This is a genomic window from Actinocrinis puniceicyclus, from assembly GCF_018283645.1.
Lineage (GTDB): Bacteria > Actinomycetota > Actinomycetes > Streptomycetales > Catenulisporaceae > Actinocrinis > Actinocrinis puniceicyclus.
Window position 1 is genome coordinate 18,733 of sequence record NZ_JAGSXH010000037.1, and the last position, 22,748, is coordinate 41,480.

A 22,748-nucleotide genomic window follows, 5' to 3' on the forward strand; every position below is an offset into this window, starting at 1 on the left:
CATGGCCCAGGCACCCTGAAACCGGGCCGGACACCCCGTCAGGTGAGCCAGCCGCGGTGGCAGGCCTGCCAGCCGAGCTGAAGGCGGGTGCTGACCCGCGCGAGATCCATCATGTGCGCCACCCGGCGCTGCACGGTGCGCAACCCGAGGCCGAGTTGCTTCGCGATCGCCGCGTCTGTCGCGCCGATCATGAGCAGCGACAGGATGCGCAGGTCGAGGCCGGTCGGGTTGGTCTGCGGCTCGTCCAGTTCGATGTTGCTCGGCTCGACCAGACGCACCGGCACCGCCTGTTGCCACACCGACTGGTAGAGCCCGACCAGCAGCCTGATCAAACCCGGAGCCCGCACGAACAGCGCCGACGGCTCGCCCCGGTCCGGATTCGTGCCGTCGCTGAGCGGCACCAGCGCGACCGAGCGGTCGGCGATGACCAGCTTGGTCGGTACGCGATCCACCACCCGCACCAGTTGTTCGTGCTTCATGTGCGCCATCAGACCTTCGAAGGCGCCTGCGAGGTCCAGCATCGCCTGCTCGACGATGACGTGGTACCGCACGCCGCGATTGATCGCCTGCTCCTCGGCGACGCTCTCGCCGGGCGCGACCACTTCGTGGCTCGCCTCGGACATCACGTGCAACTCGGACGTTGCGCTCATCTGAACCTGCTCGAAGCGGTGTCGCACTGCGTGCGCCCCGATCACCACCTCCACCAGATCCCGGGCCGAACTGTCCGCGCTCGCGCTTCGGTACGCCTCCGCCAGCGATGCCAGACCCAGTTCCGCGCGGAAAAGTGCGTGCCGCTGCTCGGCCAGCAACGCGCCGAGCGCGACGGCCGGGGACGCGGCCAGGTATCTCTTCCGCGTCTCGGCCTGCTCAGTGACCAAGCCGAGCTCCGCCAGCAGCGCCAGCGATTTGCGCACCGCGGCCCGCGGCAGTCCGGTGCGCTCGACCAGCCCGGCGGCGCTGCTGGAACCCGCGGTGACCAGGTCCTGATAGACACACTCCGCCGCCGGATCGAGGCCGAGTATGCCGAACACCGTTCATCCCCCTCGTCAGCAGGCGCGCATGGTCCATGCCCCGCAGCACGGCACGAATGCGTCTACCTCGTGTGTCTTTGTGCGTCCATGATTATCCGCTGCCTAAGCTGATGTACGGCGTGGAGTTTTACGGGCCGAGATCGGTATTGGCCCGGGCGCTGTGGTCGCTGCCGCGCTACCGCGCACAAGCGGCCGCATCCGCCGGATCCGCCGGAACCCCCGACACGTCTTTGGCACTCGGGTTGACCGAGTGCCAGCGCGAGTCATAACCTGCGGATTGGCACTCTCGCCGTGAGTGTGCCAATGCCACCCCGTCCCCCTGGCACCCGCGACGACAGGCGTGGACGGTGGCCCCAAGTCAATCGGCGGGAGCGGTGTTCCCGCCGTCAGTGAGTGTCTCCGAAGGAGAGGTCACGACCGTGGCTACCGTTGCCATCAAGCCGCTTGAGGACCGTGTCGTCGTCAAGCCGCTGGACGCCGAGCAGACCACCGCCTCCGGCCTGGTCATCCCGGACACCGCGAAGGAGAAGCCCCAGGAGGGCGTCGTCCTGGCCGTCGGCCCGGGCCGTTTCGAGGACGGCCAGCGCCTCCCGCTCGACGTCAAGGAAGGCGACGTCGTTCTGTACTCGAAGTACGGCGGCACCGAGGTCAAGTACAACGGCGAGGAGTACCTCGTCCTGTCGGCGCGCGACCTGCTCGCCGTCGTCAACAAGTAAAACGGCACGCGGTAAGACGGCGCGCCCGCGCAAGTACGTCGTGAAGGCCGTGTTCCGCAGGCCCCGCTCAGACGGGCGGCGGGGCACGGCCTTCTGCGTGCCGGGCACGGGTCGGCCTGCCGTTCCACCAACCACGGCTTAAGAAGGGACGCTTGGCACCAATGGCCAAGATGCTGCAGTTCGACGAGGACGCCCGCCGCAAGCTGGAGCGCGGCGTCAACGCGCTTGCCGACGCGGTCAAGGTGACGATCGGCCCCAAGGGCCGCAACGTCGTGATCGACAAGAAGTTCGGCGCGCCAACGATCACCAACGACGGCGTGACCATCGCCCGCGAGGTCGAGCTCGAGGACCCCTACGAGAACCTCGGCGCCCAGCTGGCCAAGGAGGTCGCGACCAAGACCAACGACATCGCGGGCGACGGCACCACCACCGCCACCGTGCTGGCCCAGGCGCTGGTACGCGAAGGTCTGCGCAACGTCGCGGCCGGCGCGCAGCCGATCCTGCTCAAGCGCGGCATCGACGCCGCGGTCAAGGCGGTCTCCGACCACCTGCTGTCCACCGCCAAGCCGGTGGAGACCAAGGAGGCCATCGCCCAGGTCGGCGCGATCTCCGCGCAGGACCAGGCGATCGGCGACCTGATCGCCGAGGCGATGGACAAGGTCGGCAAGGACGGGGTCATCACCGTCGAGGAGAACAACACCTTCGGGCTGGCCCTCGAGTTCACCGAGGGCATGCAGTTCGACAAGGGCTATCTCTCCCCGTACATGGTCACCGACCAGGAGCGCCAGGAGGCGATCCTCGAGGACCCGTACATCCTGATCAACCAGGGCAAGATCTCCTCCATCGGCGACCTGCTGCCGGTGCTGGAGAAGGTCGCGCAGTCGCGCAAGCCGCTGCTGATCATCGCCGAGGACGTGGACGGCGAGGCGTTGTCCACCCTGGTGGTGAACAAGATCCGCGGCACGTTCAACTCGGTCGCCGTCAAGGCCCCCGGCTTCGGGGACCGGCGCAAGGCGATCCTGCAGGACATCGCGGTCCTCACCGGCGCCCAGGTGGTTAGCCCCGAGGTCGGTCTCAAGTTGGACCAGGTCGGCCTTGAGGTTCTCGGCACCGCCCGCCGGGTCGCCGTCACCAAGGACGACACCACGATCGTGGACGGCGCCGGCGAGCACGGCGCGGTGCAGGACCGCATCCGTCAGATCAAGGCGGAGATCGAGGCTTCGGACTCCGACTGGGACCGTGAGAAGCTCCAGGAGCGGCTGGCGAAGCTGGCCGGCGGGGTGTGCGTGATCCGGGTCGGCGCGGCCACCGAGGTCGAGCTCAAGGAGAAGAAGCACCGGCTTGAGGACGCGATCTCGGCCACGCGTGCCGCGGTCGAGGAGGGCATCGTCGCGGGCGGCGGTTCCGCGCTCGTGCACGCCGCGACCGTGCTGGACGACCGGCTCGGCCTGACCGGCGACGAGGCGACCGGTGTCGCGGTGGTCCGCAAGGCCCTGGTCGAGCCGCTGCGCTGGATCGCGGTGAACGCCGGGCTCGAAGGCTACGTCATCACCGACAAGGTCGCGGCGCTGGAGGGCTCGAAGGGCCTGAACGCCGCCACCGGCGAGTACGTGGACCTGATCGAGGCCGGCGTCATCGACCCGGTGAAGGTCACCCGCTCCGCGCTGGCCAACGCCGCGTCGATCGCCTCGATGCTGCTGACCACCGAGACCCTGGTCGTCGAGAAGCCGGCGCCCAAGGAAGACGAGGGTCACTCGCACAGCCACGGCCACGGGCACAGCCACTAGCCGATATGGCGGGCGCCAAGGCGCACGCACGGGACTCCCACAGTCGCGGTGACTGTGGGAGTCCCGTCCTGTTTATGCCGGCCGAGGCCGCCGTGGGACGGCGTGTTCACGCGGTGACGAGCGTCTTCGCCTTCTTGCCCCCGCCGGGTTTGCTCGGCGCCTTCTTCGGAGGGGCCGCCACAGGGGCGTTGGTCTTGGGCGCCGCGGCGGGTGCCGAGGCCGCAGCCGCGCGCTCGTCCTCCAGATTCTTCAGCGCCTTTTCCCGCAGCAGCTTCTCCTTCAGTTGCTGCTGGCGCGCCCGGGCATCCTTCTCCCTGGCGGCCTGCGCCCGGGCGAGCGCCTTCTGCCGGGCGTGGTGCTGCTCGCGCTCTTCCTCGGTCATCCCGCCCCACACGCCGTAGGGCTCGCGCACTCTGAGCGCGTGCTCCGCGCACGGTATCTGCACCGGGCAGTTCATGCAGATCTCCTTCGCCGCGAGCTCTCGGCTCGACCGCGCCGCGCCGCGCTCGCCTTCCGGGTGGAAGAAGAGCGAGCTGTCCTTCCCCCGGCACAGGCCGCGCAGCTGCCAGTCCCACAGATCGGCGTTAGGGCCGGGGAGCCTTGAGAAATCGGCCATCGCCGTTGTCCTCCTCTTGCCGAGTGGTTGCTTTGCGCGTTCGTGATATCGCTCAGTGTGTCCGTTGTAGACCGCACGTCACCCACTGATGGGACGTGTCATGACAAGGCATTCCCCGGTAAGGGTGGAGTTGCCGGTACTGACGCCTATACCCACCTATTTGTTAGGTAAGGGAGTGCTGTGTCTGCGACCTACGAACGGACCAGTGTGGCATCCCTGAATGGCGCATCCCCGGACGGCCTGAACAGCGAGAACACCGCACCCGACGGCCAGTGGCGAGAAGATGCCAACGGCGTGGAGGCGGCGGCCCGCTATACGCCCGAGGAACTCGCGCTGCGCACAGGCGTCCCCCGGGCCGTGCTGTGCGATCTTCGCGACCTGCATCCGTTGCCCGGCGCCGCGATCGACGTGGTGCGGCTCGCGGTGGTCGGACGGCTGTTGCGCTCCGGCGTTCCGGTGGCGCGCGCCGCCGCGCTGGTACGGGCGGCGGAAAGCCGGACCGATGAACCGATTTGAGCCGCTGAGGGCTTCCCAAACTCCGGCATCTGGGTCCAAACTGGGTCTGCCATGACAGATAGTCACGATAGTGTCACACATCGTCCGTGCGCCGCCGCGGGCGAGGGGCCGCGGAACGCTGCTCGCCGTTGCTGCTGGGCGGGCTGCGCCGGGCGGGTGAACGGAGGCTCTCCGAAAACTGATCTTGAGCTGGGGCGGTCGCGAAACCGCCACCCGAATGTGCGTAACGCTTTCGGGTGATGCTCGTTGAGTCAGGGCGGAGTGGACCGCAACCCCCACCCGGTGGGCCGCCCACCGGTCTGCGGTCCCGCTCGCGTCAGAATTTCCGGCTTGCCTGACAGCAGGTATCCACAGTGTGTGGAGGTACAAATGACGTCCATCCTGGTCTGTGACGACTCACCGCTCGCCCGCGAGACCCTGCGCCGCGCGGTGGCGACCGTCCCCGGCGTGGACCGGGTCACCACCGCGAGCAGCGGCGAGGAGGTGCTGCGGCGCTGGACCGCCGACCGGGTCGACCTGGTTCTGATGGACGTGCGGATGCCCGGGCTCGGGGGAGTCGAGAGCGTGCGCCGGCTGGTGTCCACCGACCCGACCGCACGGGTCATCATGCTGACGATGGCCGAGGACCTGGACGGCGTCGCCCTCGCCGTCGCCTCCGGGGCTCGCGGCTACCTGCACAAGGACGCCTCCCGCGCGGAGTTGCGCGCCACCGTCTCGCAGGCCCTCGCCGACCCGACCTGGCGGCTGGCCCCGCGCCGGCTGCGCCCGGCCGAGGTCGGCTCGGCCCCGACGCTGACGGCCCGTGAGATCCAGGTGCTGGAGGGGATGAGCCACGGCCGCTCCAACGCGGAGATCGGCCGCGATCTGTTCCTGTCCGAAGACACGGTCAAGACGCACGCGCGCCGGCTGTTCAAGAAGTTGGGTGCGTCGGATCGCGCGCACGCGGTCGCGCTCGGCTTTCGCTGGGGATTGGTTCGCTGACCGCGGCAGATACCCGCGCTCGCAGTGCCCGGGACGATCCGCGGGACGATCCGCGGTGTTTCCGACCTCGGAGATCGCCCCGCGCCCCGGGCAGGACCGGCAATCTCGCGGCGCCTCGGAGCCGCAGGCGCGGCCGTGGGCGCGCGGACGGAAACAGCGCACCGCCGTGGGCCGTTAGACTGGACGCCTCGCTGCCACCGCCGGATCATCCGCAGCCGTATACACCGGAGGGTACCCGTGTCCTTCTCCGAAGTCCCCGAGAAGTTCCGCCTGCTGGGGCTGACCTTCGACGATGTGCTGTTGGTGCCGGCGGTCTCGGACCTGGAGCCGGGTGAATCGGACACCACGGCGCGGCTCACCCGGAACCTGACGGTGCGCGTCCCGTTACTCTCCGCCGCGATGGACACGGTGACCGAGGCGCGGATGGCGATCGCGATGGCCCGTCAGGGCGGCGCCGGCGTATTGCACCGCAACCTGCCGGCCGAGGACCAGGCGGCGCAGGTGGATCTGGTCAAGCGCTCCGAGTCCGGCATGATCACACAGCCGGTGACGGTCAGCGCGCAGGCCACGCTCGCCGAGGTCGACGTGTTGTGCGCGAGGTACCACATCAGCGGCCTGCCCGTGGTCGACGAGGCCGGAATGCTGATAGGCATAGTGACCAACCGCGACCTGCGTTTCGAGACCGACCACTCCCGGCTCGTGCGCGACGTGATGACCAAGCCCCCGCTCGTCACCGGCCGCGTCGGCATCTCCGGCGCCGAGGCGATGAAGCTGATGGGCGCGCACAAGATCGAGAAGCTGCCGCTGGTCGACGAGACCGGCAAGCTGCACGGCCTGATCACGGTCAAGGACTTCACCAAGACCGAGCAGTACCCGAACGCCACCAAGGACGCCGAGGGGCGTCTCGTGGTCGGTGGCGCGGTGGGAGTCGGGGACGACGCGTATCGCCGGGCGATGCTGCTGGCCGAGGCGGGCGCCGACTTCGTGGTGGTGGACGTGGCGCACGGTCACTCCAAGGGCCTCTGCGACACCGTCTCCAAGATAAAGGCGAACAGCCACGTCGAGATCATCGGCGGTAACGTGGTGACGGCCGCGGGCGCGCAGGCGTTGATCGACGCGGGCGTGGACGCGGTGAAGGTGGGCGTCGGGCCGGGCTCGATCTGCACCACGCGCGTGGTCGCGGGCGTCGGCATGCCGCAGGTCACCGCCATCTACGAGGTCGCCCGCGCGGCCAAGCCGGCCGGTGTGCCGGTGGTCGGCGACGGCGGTCTCCAGTACTCGGGCGACATCGCCAAGGCGATCGCGGCCGGGGCGGACACGGTCATGCTCGGTTCGCTGCTGGCCGGTTGCGAAGAATCCCCCGGCGATCTGATCTTCATCAACGGCAAGCAGTACAAGTCGTACCGGGGGATGGGGTCGCTCGGCGCCATGTCCTCGCGCGGTAAGGCGGAGGGCAGGTCCTACTCGCGTGACCGGTACGCGCAGCAGGACGTCTCCTCGGACGACAAGCTCATCCCGGAGGGCATCGAGGGACAGGTTCCGTACCGTGGTCCGCTGTCAGCCGTCGCGCACCAGCTCGTGGGCGGCGTCAAGCAGGCGATGTTCTACACGGGTGCGCGCACCATCACCGACCTGCAGAATGCGCAGATGGTGCGGATCACCTCGGCCGGGCTGAAGGAAAGCCACCCGCACGACATCCAGATGACCGCAGAGGCTCCGAACTACCACTCGCGCTGATCCTGCCCGGCGGACGGTAAAGTCAGAGCAGGTATCGCCCGCCCGCGCCGGAAGAGGATCACATCGTGTCCGAGGTCGAGATCGGTCGCTCCAAGCGCGCCCGCCAGGCGTACGGCTTCGACGACATCGCACTGGTGCCCTCGCGGCGCACCCGTGATCCAGAGGACGTCTCGATCGACTGGCAGATCGACGCGTACCGGCTGCGGCTGCCGTTCCTGGCCGCGCCGATGGATTCGGTGGTCTCGCCGGCCTCCGCGATAGCGATCGGCCGACTCGGCGGAGTGGGCGTGCTCGACCTGGAAGGTCTGTGGACCCGGTACGCCGATCCGGAGCCGCTGCTCGCCGAGATCGCCGGGCTGCCGGCCGAGCGCGTGGTCAAGCGCCTGCGCGAGATCTACACCGAGCCGGTGAAGGAAGAACTGATCGTCTCGCGGATCAAGCAGATCCGAGACGCGGGCGTCGTCGCCGCCGGGGCGCTGTCCCCGCAGCGCACCGTGCAGTTCTACAAGACCGTGGTCAACGCGGGCGTGGACGTGTTCGTCATTCGCGGCACCACGGTCTCCGCCGAGCACGTGTCCAACCATGCCGAGGCGCTGAACCTCAAGCAGTTCGTGTACGACCTCGACGTCCCGGTTGTGGCCGGAGGCGTGGCGACGTACAAGGCCGCGCTGCACCTGATGCGTTCGGGTGCGGCGGGCGTCCTGGTCGGCTTCGGCGGCGGGTCCTCGCACACGACGAAGAACGTCCTCGGCATCGCGGTCCCGATGGCCACCGCGATCAGCGACGTCGCGGCGGCCCGGCGGGATTACATGGACGAATCCGGCGGCCGGTACGTGCACGTGATCGCGGACGGCGCGATGGGCGGCAGCGGCGAGATCGCGAAGGCGATCGCCTGCGGCGCGGACGGTGTGATGATCGGATCGCCGCTGGCGCGCGCGGTCGAGGCGCCGGGCCACGGCTACCACTGGGGCGCCGAGGCGTGGCACGGCTCGGTTCCGCGCGGCGTGCGCACCCACCTGGGCACGGTCGGCACGCTGGAGGAGATCCTCGTCGGACCGTCGAACACCGCGGACGGCACGATGAACCTCTTCGGATCGCTGCGCCGGGCGATGGCCACGACCGGCTATTCCGAGCTGAAGGAATTCCAGCGGGTCGAATTGACCGTCTCTCAGCCGTAGCTCGCGACGCTGGCTGGAGCGACCCGTCCAGTGGCGTAACTCGCATGGCGCCACGGCGGTGCGAACCGGCATCGTAGAGGTCATGCGCAATGCGACGCTCGGACCCGAGCAGCGGCGGGCCGCCTTGGCCGCGCTCGCGGCGAGCGAACTGGACGTCCTGGTGGTCGGCGGCGGCGTGGTCGGCGCCGGCACCACTCTCGACGCGGTGACCCGTGGGTTCTCGGTCGGCTTGGTCGAGGCGCAGGACTGGGCCTCAGGCACATCGAGCCGGTCGTCCAAACTCATCCACGGTGGCTTGCGGTACCTGGAGATGCTGGACTTCGCGCTCGTGCGCGAAGCGCTCAAGGAACGCGGGCTGCTGATCGAGCGGCTGGCGCCGCATCTGGTGCGCCCGGTGCCGTTCCTTTACCCGCTCACCGGACGTGGCTGGGAACGCTTCTACGCGGGCTCAGGTATCGCGCTGTACGACGCGATGAGTTATTCGTCGGGACACGGCCGCGGCCTGCCCCCGCACCGCCACCTGACCCGCCGTCACGCCCTGCGCATCGCACCGTCGCTCAAGAAGAACACGCTCGTCGGCGCTATCCAGTACTACGACGCACAAGTCGACGACGCTCGCTTCGTGACGACGCTCGTGCGTACCGCGGCCTCATTCGGTGCCCACGTGGCCAACCGGGCGCGCGTCGTCGGATTCCTGCGCGAAGGCGAGCGCGTGACCGGGGCCGTCGTGCGCGACGAGGAGAGCGGCGAGCAGATCGAGGTCAGGGCATCGCAGGTGGTCAACGCCACAGGCGTGTGGACCGACGAGACGCAGGCGATGGTCGGTGAACGCGGGAAGTTCCATGTCACCGCGTCGAAGGGTGTGCACCTCGTCGTGCCCAAAGACCGCATCCAGTCGGCCTCGGGCATCATCCTGCGAACGGAAAACTCCGTGCTCTTCGTCATACCGTGGGGCCGGCACTGGATCATCGGCACGACGGACACCGCCTGGAACCTGGACAAGGCCCACCCGGCTGCGAGCGCGACAGACATCGACTATGTGCTCGGCCGCGCCAACAGAGTGCTGACGACGGAGCTGACCCGCGAGGACGTCGAAGGCGTATTCGCCGGTCTGCGGCCGCTGTTGTCCGGCGAGTCCGACGAGACCTCGAAGCTCTCGCGCGAGCACATCGTCGCGCATGCGGTCCCGGGGCTGGTCGTGGTGGCCGGTGGCAAGTACACGACGTACCGCGTCATGGCCATGGATGCGGTTGACGCGGCGCTGCACGGGCTCGATCGGCGCGGCCCGGCTTCGTGCACCGAGACGATTCCGCTGCTCGGCGCGGACGGCTTTCCGGCGCTGTGGAACGGCCGCGCCCGGCTGGCGGTGTCCAGCGGCCTGCACGTGGCCCGGGTCGAGCATCTGCTGAGCCGGTACGGTTCGCTGGCCGAGGAGGTGATCGACCTGATCGAGAAGGACCGAACGCTCGGCCTGCCACTTGAGGGCGCGGACGACTACCTGCGCGCCGAGATCGTCTACGCCGCGTCGCACGAGGGCGCGATCCATTTGGAGGACGCGCTGGCCCGCCGGACCCGGATCGGCTTCGAGACCTTCGACCGTGGCGTCGGCTCGGCCCGGCCCGCCGCTGAACTGATGGCGCAGACCCTCGGCTGGGACGAGGGCCGGCTGGAGCGGGAGATCGCGCATTACAACGCGCATATTGCGGCTGAGCGGGCGTCACAGCTCCAGCCGGACGACCAGTCGGCGGACGCGGCGCGGATGGGTGTGCCCGAGTTCTGACGGAACGTCACGCCGCTGATGGTTACCGCAGCAAAGCGAGCAGCAGCGCCACGGCCGCCAGCGCGCTCACGGCGGCGGCGACGGCCGGAAGCCGCAGCGCGGCGAGGTGGTGCGACGGGCGAACGCCCCAGCGGCGCGACGGCAGTTCGGCGAGCCGGGCCGCGCGAATCTGCCGGGCCAGCAGGGCGCGGTCCTCGGCCGAGGGTTCTCGCACCCGGGCGGCGGCGACGAAGGATTCGTCGAACACCGTGGTCTCCAGAACGGCGTCCAGGCTCTCGTCTTCGACATGCGCGTCGTTCCGTGTGCTGTTGTCCGGCAGGACGGTGTTCGGCTCAACGCTCGGAGCGTTCGCGGGGACCTGTGGTGCGTCTGCGCGGCGCTGCGCGGAGTGGTTGCGCTGTTCGGGGAAGCGCTCGGTCATTGCGGAAATGTAACCGAATTATCGTGTGATCAGTAGGGGTGAGACACGGCAAATTGCGACATTCACCCACGAGTGAGGTGATCGGTCAGAGGGCGCTGGAGTGCCGCGCCTTGGTCTGTCCGTCGCCGACCACGATGTACTTGGTGGAGGTAAGCTCCGGCAGTCCCATCGGGCCGCGCGCGTGCAGCTTCTGGTTCGAGATCCCGATCTCGGCGCCGAACCCGAACTCTCCGCCGTCGGTGAAGCGGGTCGAGGCGTTCACGATCACCGCCGCCGAGTCCACGCGCGCGGTGAAGGTGCGGGCCGCGGCCTGTGAGCGGGTGATGATCGACTCGGTGTGGTTCGTCGAGTACTCGCGGATGTGCGCGATCGCCGCGTCCAGCGAGTCGACGACGGCGGCCGCGATGTCGAGCGACACGTACTCCTTGTAGTAGTCGGCCTCCGTCGCGGGTACCACGTCGGCGCTGTACCCGGACACCTGCTCGTCGCCGTGCACGGTCACGCCGGCGGCGGCGAGCGCGGCGAGTGCGCGGGGGAGGAACGCCTCCGCGATGTCCCGGTGCACCAGCACGGTCTCGGCCGCGTTGCAGACGCTGGGGCGCTGCGCTTTCGAGTCGATCAGCAGCTCGACGGCGAGGTCCACGTCCGCGTCGGCGTCCACGTACACGTGGCAGTTGCCGACCCCGGTCTCGATCACGGGGACCGTCGAACCGGTCACCACCGAGCTGATCAGCGCGGCCCCGCCGCGCGGGATCAGCACGTCGACCAGGCCGCGTGCCTGCATCAGCTCCTTGACCGAGTCGTGTGTGTCGCCCGGCACCAGCTGGATCGCGTCGACCGGCAGTCCGCAACCCGCCAGCGCCTCGCGCATGATCTCGACCAGCGCGGCGTTCGAGGCGCGCGCGGAGGAGGAGCCGCGAAGCAGCACCGCGTTGCCGGACTTGAGGCAGAGACCCGCGGCGTCGACCGTCACGTTCGGCCGTGCCTCGTAGATGATGCCGACGACGCCGAGCGGGACTCGTACCTGACGCAGTTCCAAGCCGTTCGGAAGCGTCGAGCCGCGAACCACCTCGCCGACTGGGTCGGCCAGCGTGGTCACCTTCCGCAGCGCCTCGGCGATGGCGGTGATCCGGTCGGCGGTCAGGGTCAGCCGGTCCACGATGCCGGAATCGGTGCCCGCTTCGCGTGCGCGGGCGACGTCCTCGGCGTTGGCTTCGAGGATGCGCGGCGCGTCGGCGGCTAGGGCGTCCGCGATGGCGTGCAGTGCGCGGTCCTTCTCGCCACGGGTGCGTACCGCCAGGTCTGCGGCGGCCTCGCGGGCCCGTCGCGCCGCCTGGATGACTTCCGACTCGCCAGCCACGTCCACCATGGCTCCAGGTTACGTCGGGTGGCCCTGGTCGTACGCGCCATTTCGGACGGTGAGACCGAGCGGTCGGCTGACCGGCCGGTCACAGCAAGGCCAGGTCGTCCCGGTGTACGACCTCACGCTCGTACTGCGGCCCGAGATCCACGGCCAGATCGCGGGTCGAGCGCCCCAGCAGCGACGGCAGTTCGGCCGCGTCGTAGTTGACCAGCCCGCGGGCCACCGGGCGGCCGGAGGGATCGACGAGGTCGACCGGGTCGCCCGCGACGAAGGTTCCGGACACGGCCGTGATGCCGGCCGGCAGGAGGGACAGGCGGCGGCGCACCACCGCGTCCACCGCTCCGGCGTCGAGCTTCAACTCGCCGCGCGGCGCGGTGGCGTGCGCGAGCCACAGCAGCCTCGCAGCCGAGCGTTTCCCGGTGCGGTGGAACAGGGTGCCGACCGGGTCGCCGCGCAGCGCTCGGGCGGCGTACGCGGCCCTGGTGAGCACCACCGGGATGCCCGCCTCGGTCGCGATCCGGGCCGCCTCCACCTTCGTCACCATGCCGCCGGTGCCGACCCCGGCCCGCCCGGCCGACCCGATCGCCACGCCGGCCAGGTCCTGCGGCCCGCGCACGTCGGAGATCAGGACACTGCCGGGCTTGCGCGGGTCGCCGTCGTAGAGCGCGTCCACGTCGGAAAGCAGCACCAGCAGGTCCGCGTTGACCAGGTGCGCGACGAGCGCCGCCAGCCGATCGTTGTCGCCGAACCGGATCTCCTGCGTGGCGACCGTGTCGTTCTCGTTGACGATCGGTACGAAGCCGAGTTCGAGCAGCCGGCTGAGCGTCTGCAGGGCATTTCGATAGTGCGAGCGGCGCGTCACATCGTCGGCCGTGAGCAGTACCTGTCCCACACCGTGCCCGTGCCGCGCGAAGGACTGCGTGTAACGCGCTATCAGCAGGCCCTGCCCGACGCTCGCCGCGGCTTGCTGCAACGCCAGCTCGCGCGGTCGTTTCGTCAGCCCGAGCGGGGCGAGGCCGGCCGCGATCGCGCCGGAGGAGACGAGGACGACTTCGGCCGGATCTCCCGCGGGCCGCGCGAGCGCCGATTCGTGGAGCGCGTCCACGAGGGCGTCCACCCGGCTGCCGTCGAGCCCGCCGGACGCGGTGGTCAGCGAGGAGGAACCCACTTTCACGACGATCCGCCGCGCGGCGATGACCGCCGCGCGCCCGGCCGCCAGTTCGTCGTCGCTCACCGGCTCAGGATACGTTCGGCGGCCCCCGCCCGGCCTGTTCGTTTCAGCGCGTGGACCGAAGCCGGCGTGTGGACCTGTGTCCGCGGGCAGGCCGTGCCGCGGTGCGGCAGGCCCGGACCCTGGACGGGAAGCCAGGTCCGGGCCGTATCACCGGGCCCGCGCGCCCGACGTCCCGCTATGCCGTCACGACCAGGGGGAGGGCGGTGGCGGCGGTACGACCGCCGGACGGTCGTCACAGGTGATCGTGTTCGGCAGCTCCCAGGGCGCCGGCCACGGACCGGTCGTGCCGCCGCCGGTGTTGCCGCCCAGGTCGAACAGCGAGAACTCCGATCCGGCGGCGGTGAAGTGGAACGAGCCGCAGTTGTTCACGCCGACCGCGCCGACGTTGCGGGCCACCACGTTGCGGAACGAGGCCGAGCCGGCGACCCGCGCGCTGACCACGGAGGTGCCGGTGCCGTCCACCTTGATGTCCGAGAAGTGCACGTTCGAGATCGAGTACAGGTCCTTCACGGACCAGTCGGAGACCAGCATGATCGCGTTGTACGTGTTGTCGAGGAAGTCGTCCCCGGTCACCTCGACGTCCGCGGTGATGCTGCCCTGCAGCGCGTAGAACCAGATCGCGCCGAGCCCGATGTTCCAGTTCAGCTCGTAGGTGCCGGCGCGCACCACGGTGTTGTCGCCGATCCACAGGTGGCCGGTGAACGGCACCGCGCCGAAGCGGCTGCCGACCTGGATGCCGCTGCCCTCCCGGATCGGATCGGCGATCAGGTTGCCGGAGACCGTGTTGTCCGCGCCGCCGTAGATCGCGATGCCGTTGGCCAGTACCGGGGTCTGCACCGTGTTGTGGTCGAAGGTGTCGTTCGCGTCGGCGGTCGTCTCCGACCACATGGCCAGGCCGTCGTCGCCGGTGTTGCGGATGAGGTTGTCGCGCACCAGCGACCCGGTCACGCCGGTGTGGAAGTTGATGCCGTCGGCGATCTGGTCGGCGATGACGTTGTTCGTGATCCGCAGGTTCGTCATCGGCCCGTCGAACCACATGCCCACCTTGGTGTGGTGGATGTAGAGGCCGTCGACGGTCGAGTCGCTCATCGCGCCGCCGATGCCGTTCACCTGGTCGGTGTCGATGCGTTCGCGCACGTCGCCCTCGATCGCGAAGCCGGACAGGTGCACGTTGTGGCTACCGCCGGCCGAGGCGTCCTTGCCGTAGAAGCCGACCCCGGTGTGGATCGAGCCGTCCGGAGCCGGGCTGCTGAGCGTGACCTGGTGGCCCTTGACGGTCGTGTACCAGCTGCCTGCGCCTTCGATCGTCACGTTGTCGACGATGATGTGCCGATTGACCTGGTACGTACCCGGCGGGATGTACACCTTCAGATGTGTCTTCTGCGCGAAGGCGATGGCCCGGTCGAAAGCGGCGGCAGCGTCCCGGGCGCCGGTCGGGTCGGCGCCGAAGAGCAGCACGTTCGCGGCGGCGAGGTCGACCTTTGGCGGGGCGAGCAGCTGAGAGTCCATCAGGTCGATGGTCGTGTTCGCCGCGTCGCTGCCGGCCGGGACGGTCAGCCGGATCTTCGAGCCCGCGCCGTAGGTCCGGCCGAGCAGGAGCCGCTGTTCGTCGTAGAAGTGGTTCGGGCGGAACGGGGTCGGGAACACCGGAGCCGGCGTCGTGGCGTCCGGTACGCAGGAACACTCGGTGGTCCACCAGTCCGGGTGCAGCGGCCCGGCGTTCGGGTCGTTGCTGAACGGATACTCGTTGTACAGCCATGCATACTGCGACGTAAGGGTCAGAGTGCGGTGATCGTGGCCGTTTACGCTCACGTCGAGCGGAGCGGTGATACCACCGCCGGTGGGAGCGTCGGGGATGCTGTACCGCACGGTGACCGCGTTGGCCGGGCTGGGCAATGTGAACTCTACGTACTGACCCGGCGTCAGATTGACGGCCGATCGGCCGGACGCCTCCGCGGGCAGTGTGTAAGCGGTCGTGCTCGGACCGATGACCGTGCCATCCGTCGCAGCGTTCTCCGCTTCTTGTTCGACGATGCCGAGGCTGGCGCCGCGCCCGGCGACCAGTGCCGGGTCGATCGCGGCACGGGTGACCGCGGTCGGGGTGACGCCGCCGCCGGCGGCGAGGGCCGGGGCGGCGGAGACCATGCTCAGACCGGCGGCCGCGGCGGTCGCGGCGGCGAGTGCGGCGCTGCGCCGTGGCCGCGCGAGCGGTCGGGCCAGAGCCCGCGGGGTGCTCCGTGACATCGAATGCTCGTTTCTCTCGGGAGGCTCAACACGTGATGACGCCCACGGTGGAGCAACCACGCCACCGCCCTGATCGCGAGGGGGAACCGTCGCGAGGGGGAACCGTCGCGACGTGACACTAGGGCCGCGTATCCGGCTTCACAAGAGTCCCTGCAAAGGAATTTCGCACATCTGGTCCTTCTTTGCGCGACGAGCTATCTTTCTTGCGGTTATTGTTCCGCTTCGTTGCGTCTCATCGCCTGGCCGGCGTCGGCGATAGGGCAGGGGAGATCGGCCGGCGCCGACCGGCCGGTGATCAGTGTGAAAGGACCGATCGATCCTGCGGGCCGACCGACCTCGCGGGCCGCGCCGGTCAGCTGTAGAGCCGATCGTCGCTGCCGCGCGGCCCGAGGTGTTCCGCGCCGCTGGAGAGGGTCGGCTGCCAGTCGAACACGACCGCGTCGTCCCCGTCGCCGATGACCACCTCGTCGCCCTCGTGCGCCCCCATCTCGAGCAGCGCCTGCTCGACGCCCAGCCGGTTGAGCCGGTCGGCCAGGTACCCGACCGCCTCGTCGACGGAGAAGTCCGTCTGCCGCACCCATCGCTCCGGCTTCGTGCCGCGCACCACGTAGTGGCCGTCCTCGAAACTGAGCGTGAACGGCGCCGCGTCCACCGCCTTGGGCCGGATCACCAGGCGGCCGGGCTCCTCGGCGGGGCGCTGCGCCCGGGCCTGCTCGACGATCCGCGCCAGCGCGAAGGCCAGCTCGCGCAGCCCCTCCCGGCTGACCGCGGACACTTCGAAGACCCGCAGCCCGCGTGCCTCCAGGTCGGACCGCACCAGTTCGGCCAGCTCACGCGCCTCCGGCACGTCGATCTTGTTGAGCACGACGAGCCGCGGCCGCTCGGAAAGCCTGCCGAGCGACGCGAACTGCGTTCCGGCTCCCGACCCGATCCAGGCGTCCGTCGCCGTCCGCTCCTGCGCCGCCAGCGCGTTCTCGTACGCGAGCAACTCGGCCTCGATCACGTCCAGGTCGCTGAGCGGATCGCGGTCCGGCTCCAGGGTCGCGCAGTCCAGGACGTGCACCAGCACCGCGCAGCGCTCGACGTGCCGCAGGAACTCGTGGCCCAGCCCCCTGCCCTCGCTCGCGCCCGGGATCAGTCCGGGCACGTCCGCCATGGTGAAGACGTGGTTGTCCGCGGTGACCACGCCGAGATTCGGCACCAGGGTGGTGAACGGATAGTCCGCGATCTTCGGCTTGGCCGCGGACATCGCGGCGACCAGGGAGGATTTGCCGGCGCTCGGGTAGCCGACGAGCGCCACGTCCGCCACCGACTTGAGTTCCAGCACGAACTGCCCGGACTCGCCCGGCTCGCCGAGCAGCGCGAACCCGGGCGCCTTGCGCTTGGTGGTGGCCAGCGCCGCGTTGCCCAGGCCGCCGGGCCCGCCCTTCGCCAGCACCAGGCGGGTACCCGCGCCCACCAGGTCGGCGAGCACCTCACCGTCCTCGGTCTTGACGACGGTGCCGCTGGGCACCGGCAGGATCACGTCCGCGCCGTTCGCGCCCTGCCGCAGACCGCCCGCGCCCGGTTTGCCGTTGCCGGCGGTGCGGTGCGGCGAGTAGTGGTACTCGATCAGCGAGGTCACGTTCGGATCGACGACGAGGATGACGTCCCCGCCGCGGCCCCCGTTCGCCCCGTCCGGGCCGCCGAGCGGCTTGAACTTCTCCCGGTGCACGGAAGCGCAGCCGTGGCCGCCCTTACCGGCCGCGACGTGAAGTACCACGCGGTCCACGAAGGTGGCCATGGCTTTCTACCTTCTCCCGATCATGACAGTACGCCGGGTCGTTCACCGCGACCCGGCGTACTGGTGAGGCTGTGCGTAACTGGTGGAACGACGCGCAGCGCGCTGCGCGTGCGCGTGCGCGTGCTGACGCCTCTCAGGCGTCGACGGCCACGATGTTGATGACCTTGCGGCCACGGTGCGTACCGAACTGCACCGCGCCGGTGGTCAGCGCGAACAGCGTGTCGTCCTTGCCGCGGCCGACGTTCTCACCCGGGTGGAAGTGCGTACCGCGCTGACGCAGCAGGATCTCGCCGGCGTTCACCTTCTGGCCGCCGAAGCGCTTGACGCCGAGCCGCTGCGCGTTCGAGTCCCGGCCGTTGCGGCTGGACGAGGCGCCCTTCTTGTGTGCCATGTCAGCTTACTTCTTCCCGGTGTCGATGCTGGTGACCTTGACCTGGGTGTACTTCTGCCGGTGACCCTGGCGCACCCGGTAGCCGGTCTTGTTCTTGTACTTGAGGATGTCGATCTTCTTCGCCTTGACCTCGGCGACGATCTCGGCGTGGACCTTGACACCTTCGAGCACCCAAGCGTCGGAGGTGACAGAGTCGCCGTCGACCACGAGCAGCGCCTTCATCTCCACCGATGTTCCCGGCGCGCCGACGATCCGGTCGACCTGGACGACGTCGCCGACGGCGACCTTGTGCTGCCTACCGCCGCTGCGGACGATCGCGTACACCGTTGACTCCTACGGTTTGCCTACGCCTGCGCGCAGTGCGATACAAGTCGCCGCGACAAGCTGAGACTCTCGATTGACTGGTCCGGCACGGTGCGGTCGCACCGCGGGACGTGGGCGAGCCGAAACACGCCGAAAACCAAGCGTACGGACCGGGTGCCGGTGAGGTCAAACTGAAGATCACCAAGCGGGCTCGCCGGCGAACCCGGATCCGACGCGTGCGGCTGCCGTCGCGGTCTGCTTCGGCCGCGACGGCGGTTCAGGAAGCTACAACAGGTTCAGGAGGCTTCCGCGGCCGACTGCGGAGAACCGGCGGGGCGACTGGCGGCCCGGCGGCGCTTGCGCGGCCGTCCCGTGTCGATCAGGGCCTCGTTCAGCTCGTCGCTCACGGCGGCCGCATCCGGGTCCTCCGCGTGCGCCTTGAGGCTGATCGCCGGGGTCGCGGGGGGCGGCGCAGCCGAAGCCGCGGCGCCGCCGCGCGTGTCGGCAGTGCCGGCAGTGCCGGCAGTGTCTACTGTGCCGATGTCGGTGTCCTCGGTCCACACCGGCTCGACCGCAGCGTCCAGGAGGTCTTCGCCCTCGTGGTGCTTGCCCTTACGGCGCCTGCGCCGGCTGGCCCGCGTTTCCGCAGCCCCGGGGAGGTGTCCGCCCTCGTCGGCGTCCGCGTGCTCGTGTGGCCCGTTCTCCCCGGTCACCCGGTCGATGCGCTCCACCACGGCTGCCGAACGCTCGGTGACCTTGCGGCCGTGTGGCTCCACCGGGTCCACGTGCACGATGATGCCGCGCCCGTTGCAGTGGTCGCAGGTCTCCGAGAAGGCCTCCAGCAGGCCCTGCCCGACCCGCTTGCGGGTCATCTGCACCAGCCCCAGCGAGGTCACCTCGGCCACCTGGTGCTTGGTGCGATCCCGGCCCAGGCACTCCAGCAGCCGCCGCAGCACCAGGTCCCGGTTCGACTCCAGCACCATGTCGATGAAGTCGATCACGATGATGCCGCCGAGGTCGCGCAGCCGCAGCTGGCGGACGATCTCCTCGGCCGCCTCCAGGTTGTTGCGGGTGACCGTCTCCTCCAGGGAGTTGCTGCCCTGGCCGGTGAACTTGCCGGTGTTCACGTCGATCACGACCATCGCCTCGGTCCGGTCGATCACCAGCGAGCCGCCGCTGGGCAGCCACACCTTCCGGTCCAGGCCCTTGGCCAACTGCTCCTCGACCCGGTACACCGTGAACACGTCCGTGGCGCCGGTCCATTGCTCCAGCCGTTCGGCCAGCTCGGGCGCGACCCCGGACAGGTAGTCGTGGATCGTCTTGTACGCCTCGTCGCCGGAGACGATCAGCTTGCTGAAGTCCTCGTTGAAGATGTCGCGGATCACGCGCACCGTCAGGTCCGGCTCGCCGTACAGCAGCGCCGGCGCGTTGGCCGTGCGCGACCGCCGCTCGATCTCCTCCCACTGCGCCACCAGGCGCTCGACGTCGCGCGCCAGTTCCTCCTCGCTCGCCCCCTCGGCCGCCGTGCGCACGATCACGCCGCCGTCCTCGGGTACGACCTTCTTGAGGATCTGCTTGAGCCGCGTGCGCTCGTTGTCCGGCAGTTTGCGGCTGATGCCCATCATCGAGCCGCCGGGGATGTACACCAGGAAGCGGCCGGGCAGCGAGATCTGGCTGGTCAGGCGCGCGCCCTTGTGTCCGATCGGGTCCTTGGTGACCTGCACCAGCACCGGCTGGCCGGACTTGAGCGCCGATTCGATCCGCTTCGGCTGCCCTTCCAGCCCGGCGGCGGAGAAGTTCACCTCACCCGCGTAAAGCACGGCGTTGCGGCCCTTGTTGATGTCGACGAACGCCGCCTCCATCGACGGCAGCACGTTCTGCACCTTGCCCAGGTACACGTTGCCGACGTACGAGACCGAGGACTCGCGGTTGACGTAGTGCTCGACCAGCACGCCGTCCTCCAGCACGCCGATCTGCATGCGGTGCGCGGCCTGGCGCACCACCATGACCCGTTCGACCGATTCCCGGCGGGCCAGGAACTCGGCCTCGCTCACGATCGGGGCGCGACGCGAGCGGGTCGAGCGCCCGTCGCGGCGGCGCTGCTGCTTGGCGGCCAGGCGCACCGAACCGCGCACACCGAGCACGTCGTCGCCGGTGCGCACCGAGTCGGGCTCGAGCAGCCGGCCGGAGCGGCGCTCGCGCGGCTCGCGGATCTTGACCACCGTGTTCGGCGGGTTGTCCTCCTCGGTCTCGGCGCCCACCGCCAGGTCCTCGGCGGTCTGGCGGCGACGTCGGCGGCGGCGCCGGCGGCTGGAGCCCTCGGACTCCGCGGCGGGAAGGAGGGTGTCTGCGGCCTCGGGCTCCCGCGTCTCGGACGGCTCGCCCTCGCCTTGCGCCGGAGCCTCGGCCCGGGCGGCGGCGACCTCTTCGAGGGCTTGCCCGCCCGCGTTACGGCTGCGGCGGCGGCGACGGCGCGACTCGCGTTCCGCGGCCGGCTCCGGCCCGGCCGTGGCGGCCGCCTGCGCCTGCGCCTGCTCCGGTTCCGGCTCAGGTTCCGGCGCGGCCGTGGCCGCGGGCTTGGCCTGGACCTGGGCCTTGGCCGCTGTCGCGGCGCGGTCGCGGCGGACCGGTTCGGTGACCACCGGCGCCTGGAAGATCGGCATTCCGGGCCGCGACGGCGCGAGCGGCGCCGGCGCCTGCTGCGGCTGGTCGTCGGCCGGCGAATCGGTCTCGTCCGGTTCGGTCCGCGGCGCGGTGACCTCCTCGCCGGCTTCGCCCTCCGGCGGCTGCGCGGCCGTAGCCGCGGGCGCGGTTGCCCGCTTGCGCGTTCGCCGGGCGCGGCCGGTGACGGGCTGTGCCGTTTCGGTCGTTTCGGTCGCGGCGCTCGACTCGGTTTCCGTGGCGGCGGCCGCCGCAGCTGCCGGCGGTGTGCTTTCGGTCGCCTCGGCAACCTTGGCAACCTTGGCAACCTCGGCGGCCTCGGTGGTTTCGGCTTCGGCCGTGCGTGTGCGCCGACGCGTCGTGCTCTTGCGGGCGGTCTTCTTGGCGGGCGCGCTCTCGACCGGGTCATGGCCCGCTTCGGGCTGAGCGACCACGGTCGCGGGCTCGGGCGCCGCACCGCTCTCATCGGCGTGCGCCGCGGCGGTCGCCTTCCGTGTCGCGCTCTTGCGGGCGGTCTTCTTGGCCGGGGCGCTCGTGGCCGCGCCTTCCGCGGCGGCGATCTTCTTGCTGCGGGTGCGCTTGGCCGCCGCCGGCGTGGTGTCCGGGGACGACACCCCGGCGTTCTGTGTCTCCGGAGTCGGTGCGTCCGCAGCCGCTGCCTCCGGTTGCGGTGCGACCTGCGCTTTCGGAGCCCCGGCGGGGCGGTTGGCCGCACGTCGGCGGCGCGTGGTCGGGTTCGGCGAGTCGGTTGTGGACTCGTGGCCGGGTTCCAGGCCGGAGCCGGAACCGGTGGGCTCGTGATCGAGCATGCGGGCGGTTCTCCCGTCGTGGCCGCCGGGCGCTCGGACGGCACCGGTGTCGGTGTGCGTCGGCGCCGCGCGGCGGCTCGTGTGTGCGTACTGAAGTCAGGTGAGCCGGGCCGGGCGTCTCGCCGAGCCGGGCCGTCGTGCCGGCGCCGACGCGCAATGCGCGCGGCACCCGCGAGCACTCATACCCCGGAAACGGGGGTGTTGATGCTCGACGACCCGGATTTCGCCGAAGCGCTCCGGTCCAGGGCCATCGGATCGGCCACCGGCCACGCCCCGGACCCGGCCGCGGACTCGGCATTCGCCGGTGCACCGGGCGTGGCCTGTTTGGTCAGACCAGCACTGTGCAGACCGTCACCGTGCACCAGCGGACCCTGCGCCAGCCTGGTCACCCGGGGGGTGACCGGCGGCACCAGGCCGCTCACGGATCCGAGTCCGGTCAGGACATCGTCGGGGCGGACGGCCGGCGTGGCGTGCCGGACGACCACTCGCAGTATCGCACAGGCAGATGACCGCGGTTGCGGTCCCGCTTCGGCCGGGGCGCCGAGGACGTCGAGCGACACCACGGCGGATCTGGCGTCGAAACTGCGCAAACCGGTCTTCATCAGGCGTTCCACCTGGACCGTCGGCGCCGCGAGGAAGACGTCCGCGGCGCGCTGCGCTTCGGCCGGTTCCACTCCCGGCAGTTCGATCCGCCAGAGCGAAGCCTCCAGGTGCTCGGCCAGTGACGGCGTCGCGGCCTCGACGATCTCCAGGACGTCCAAGTCGGGCGGCAGCGCGGCGTCCAGCGCTGCGCGCAGCGCGGACGGGTCGACCCGGCGTGTGACGGCGATCTCGACGTATTCCGCTTCGCTGGCCGTTCCGGTCGGCGCGGCCCCGGCCCAAGAGATCTTCGGGTGCGGAGAGAACCCGGCCGAATACGCCATCGGCACCGCCGCACGCCGCAGCGCCCGTTCGAACGCCCGCTGGATGTCGCGGTGGCTGGTGAAGCGCAGCCTGCCGCGTTTCGCGTAGCGGATCCGCAGCCGCTGGGCCACGGGGGGCGGTGCAGGGCCGTCTGGAGTGCGCTTCGGCAGCGTTCTCACCGCTTCTCGCTCGGGGACTTTCCATTCCAGGGTAAGCCTCGGCGGCGGCTGGTCCGTCCCGACGCCGACCGTGCTGACACACGACCGCGCAACCAGACAGCCGCGCAACCGTGGA

At 70.2% G+C, this 22,748-nt stretch carries 17 protein-coding genes and 1 pseudogene; 7 read left to right on the top strand and 11 right to left on the bottom strand.

Going from position 1 to position 22,748, the window contains the following annotated elements:
• Window positions 1-38: 38 nt before the first annotated feature.
• Entirely contained in the window at window positions 39-1,031 is a 993-nt protein-coding gene (locus KGA66_RS12695; protein WP_211468030.1) for a helix-turn-helix domain-containing protein, read from the bottom strand.
• Window positions 1,032-1,420: 389 nt separating this feature from the next.
• Here KGA66_RS12695 and groES point away from each other — a divergent pair, with 389 nt between their 5' ends.
• Both groES and groL read left to right on the top strand, forming a co-directional pair.
• On the top strand, window positions 1,421-1,747 hold the full coding sequence (gene groES / locus KGA66_RS12700; RefSeq protein ID WP_414639622.1) for a co-chaperone GroES: 327 nt from the start codon (window positions 1,421-1,423) through the stop codon (window positions 1,745-1,747).
• 161 nt (window positions 1,748-1,908) lie between these two features.
• Complete coding sequence (groL, locus tag KGA66_RS12705) at window positions 1,909-3,534, top strand: chaperonin GroEL (protein WP_211468034.1); 1,626 nt, start codon at window positions 1,909-1,911, stop codon at window positions 3,532-3,534.
• Between the two features lie 340 nt (window positions 3,535-3,874).
• Here the strand turns inward: groL and KGA66_RS32080 are convergent.
• Window positions 3,875-4,150: pseudogene (locus KGA66_RS32080) on the bottom strand (WhiB family transcriptional regulator); the annotation flags it as partial.
• 180 nt (window positions 4,151-4,330) lie between these two features.
• Between KGA66_RS32080 and KGA66_RS12715 the strand changes: the two are divergent.
• From KGA66_RS12715 to KGA66_RS12735, 5 genes are all read left to right on the top strand, one after another.
• A complete protein-coding gene (locus KGA66_RS12715; protein WP_211468038.1) occupies window positions 4,331-4,666 on the top strand; it encodes a hypothetical protein in 336 nt (111 codons plus the stop codon).
• A 369-nt stretch (window positions 4,667-5,035) separates the two neighbouring features.
• Complete coding sequence (locus KGA66_RS12720; protein ID WP_211468040.1) at window positions 5,036-5,647, top strand: response regulator transcription factor; 612 nt, start codon at window positions 5,036-5,038, stop codon at window positions 5,645-5,647.
• A gap of 237 nt (window positions 5,648-5,884) precedes the next feature.
• A complete protein-coding gene (gene guaB, locus KGA66_RS12725) occupies window positions 5,885-7,384 on the top strand; it encodes an IMP dehydrogenase (protein ID WP_211468042.1) in 1,500 nt (499 codons plus the stop codon).
• A 65-nt stretch (window positions 7,385-7,449) separates the two neighbouring features.
• Window positions 7,450-8,562 (top strand): GuaB3 family IMP dehydrogenase-related protein, encoded by a 1,113-nt coding sequence (locus KGA66_RS12730; RefSeq protein WP_312886889.1) that lies wholly within the window; start codon window positions 7,450-7,452, stop codon window positions 8,560-8,562.
• An 82-nt stretch (window positions 8,563-8,644) separates the two neighbouring features.
• Window positions 8,645-10,342: a glycerol-3-phosphate dehydrogenase/oxidase gene (locus KGA66_RS12735; RefSeq protein WP_211468044.1), complete on the top strand. Its 1,698-nt coding sequence runs from the start codon at window positions 8,645-8,647 to the stop codon at window positions 10,340-10,342.
• Between the two features lie 22 nt (window positions 10,343-10,364).
• On the opposite strand, the gene KGA66_RS12740 is transcribed toward KGA66_RS12735, so the two are convergent.
• The 9 genes from KGA66_RS12740 to KGA66_RS12780 form a co-directional block, all read right to left on the bottom strand.
• The gene (locus KGA66_RS12740; RefSeq protein WP_211468046.1) at window positions 10,365-10,763 is read right to left on the bottom strand and encodes an SCO2583/SCO2584 N-terminal domain-containing protein; all 399 of its coding nucleotides are present in this window, start codon (window positions 10,761-10,763) and stop codon (window positions 10,365-10,367) included.
• Window positions 10,764-10,848: 85 nt separating this feature from the next.
• Complete coding sequence (locus KGA66_RS12745; protein WP_211468048.1) at window positions 10,849-12,132, bottom strand: glutamate-5-semialdehyde dehydrogenase; 1,284 nt, start codon at window positions 12,130-12,132, stop codon at window positions 10,849-10,851.
• A 79-nt stretch (window positions 12,133-12,211) separates the two neighbouring features.
• Window positions 12,212-13,360, bottom strand: coding sequence for a glutamate 5-kinase (proB, locus tag KGA66_RS12750; protein WP_211468050.1), 1,149 nt, complete (start codon window positions 13,358-13,360; stop codon window positions 12,212-12,214).
• A 183-nt stretch (window positions 13,361-13,543) separates the two neighbouring features.
• Window positions 13,544-15,604, bottom strand: a complete 2,061-nt coding sequence (locus KGA66_RS12755) for a glycosyl hydrolase family 28-related protein (protein ID WP_211468052.1) — start codon at window positions 15,602-15,604, stop codon at window positions 13,544-13,546.
• A gap of 352 nt (window positions 15,605-15,956) precedes the next feature.
• Entirely contained in the window at window positions 15,957-17,387 is a 1,431-nt protein-coding gene (obgE, locus tag KGA66_RS12760) for a GTPase ObgE (RefSeq protein WP_211468054.1), read from the bottom strand.
• A gap of 133 nt (window positions 17,388-17,520) precedes the next feature.
• Window positions 17,521-17,778 (bottom strand): 50S ribosomal protein L27, encoded by a 258-nt coding sequence (gene rpmA, locus KGA66_RS12765; RefSeq protein ID WP_211468056.1) that lies wholly within the window; start codon window positions 17,776-17,778, stop codon window positions 17,521-17,523.
• A 6-nt stretch (window positions 17,779-17,784) separates the two neighbouring features.
• Window positions 17,785-18,102 (bottom strand): 50S ribosomal protein L21, encoded by a 318-nt coding sequence (gene rplU, locus KGA66_RS12770; protein WP_211468058.1) that lies wholly within the window; start codon window positions 18,100-18,102, stop codon window positions 17,785-17,787.
• Between the two features lie 275 nt (window positions 18,103-18,377).
• On the bottom strand, window positions 18,378-21,551 hold the full coding sequence (locus KGA66_RS12775; protein WP_211468060.1) for an Rne/Rng family ribonuclease: 3,174 nt from the start codon (window positions 21,549-21,551) through the stop codon (window positions 18,378-18,380).
• 179 nt (window positions 21,552-21,730) lie between these two features.
• Window positions 21,731-22,585 carry a TIGR03936 family radical SAM-associated protein gene (locus KGA66_RS12780; protein WP_312886890.1) on the bottom strand — a complete coding sequence of 285 codons (855 nt, stop codon included), beginning with the start codon at window positions 22,583-22,585 and terminating at the stop codon, window positions 21,731-21,733.
• Between the last annotated feature and the right edge of the window lie 163 nt (window positions 22,586-22,748).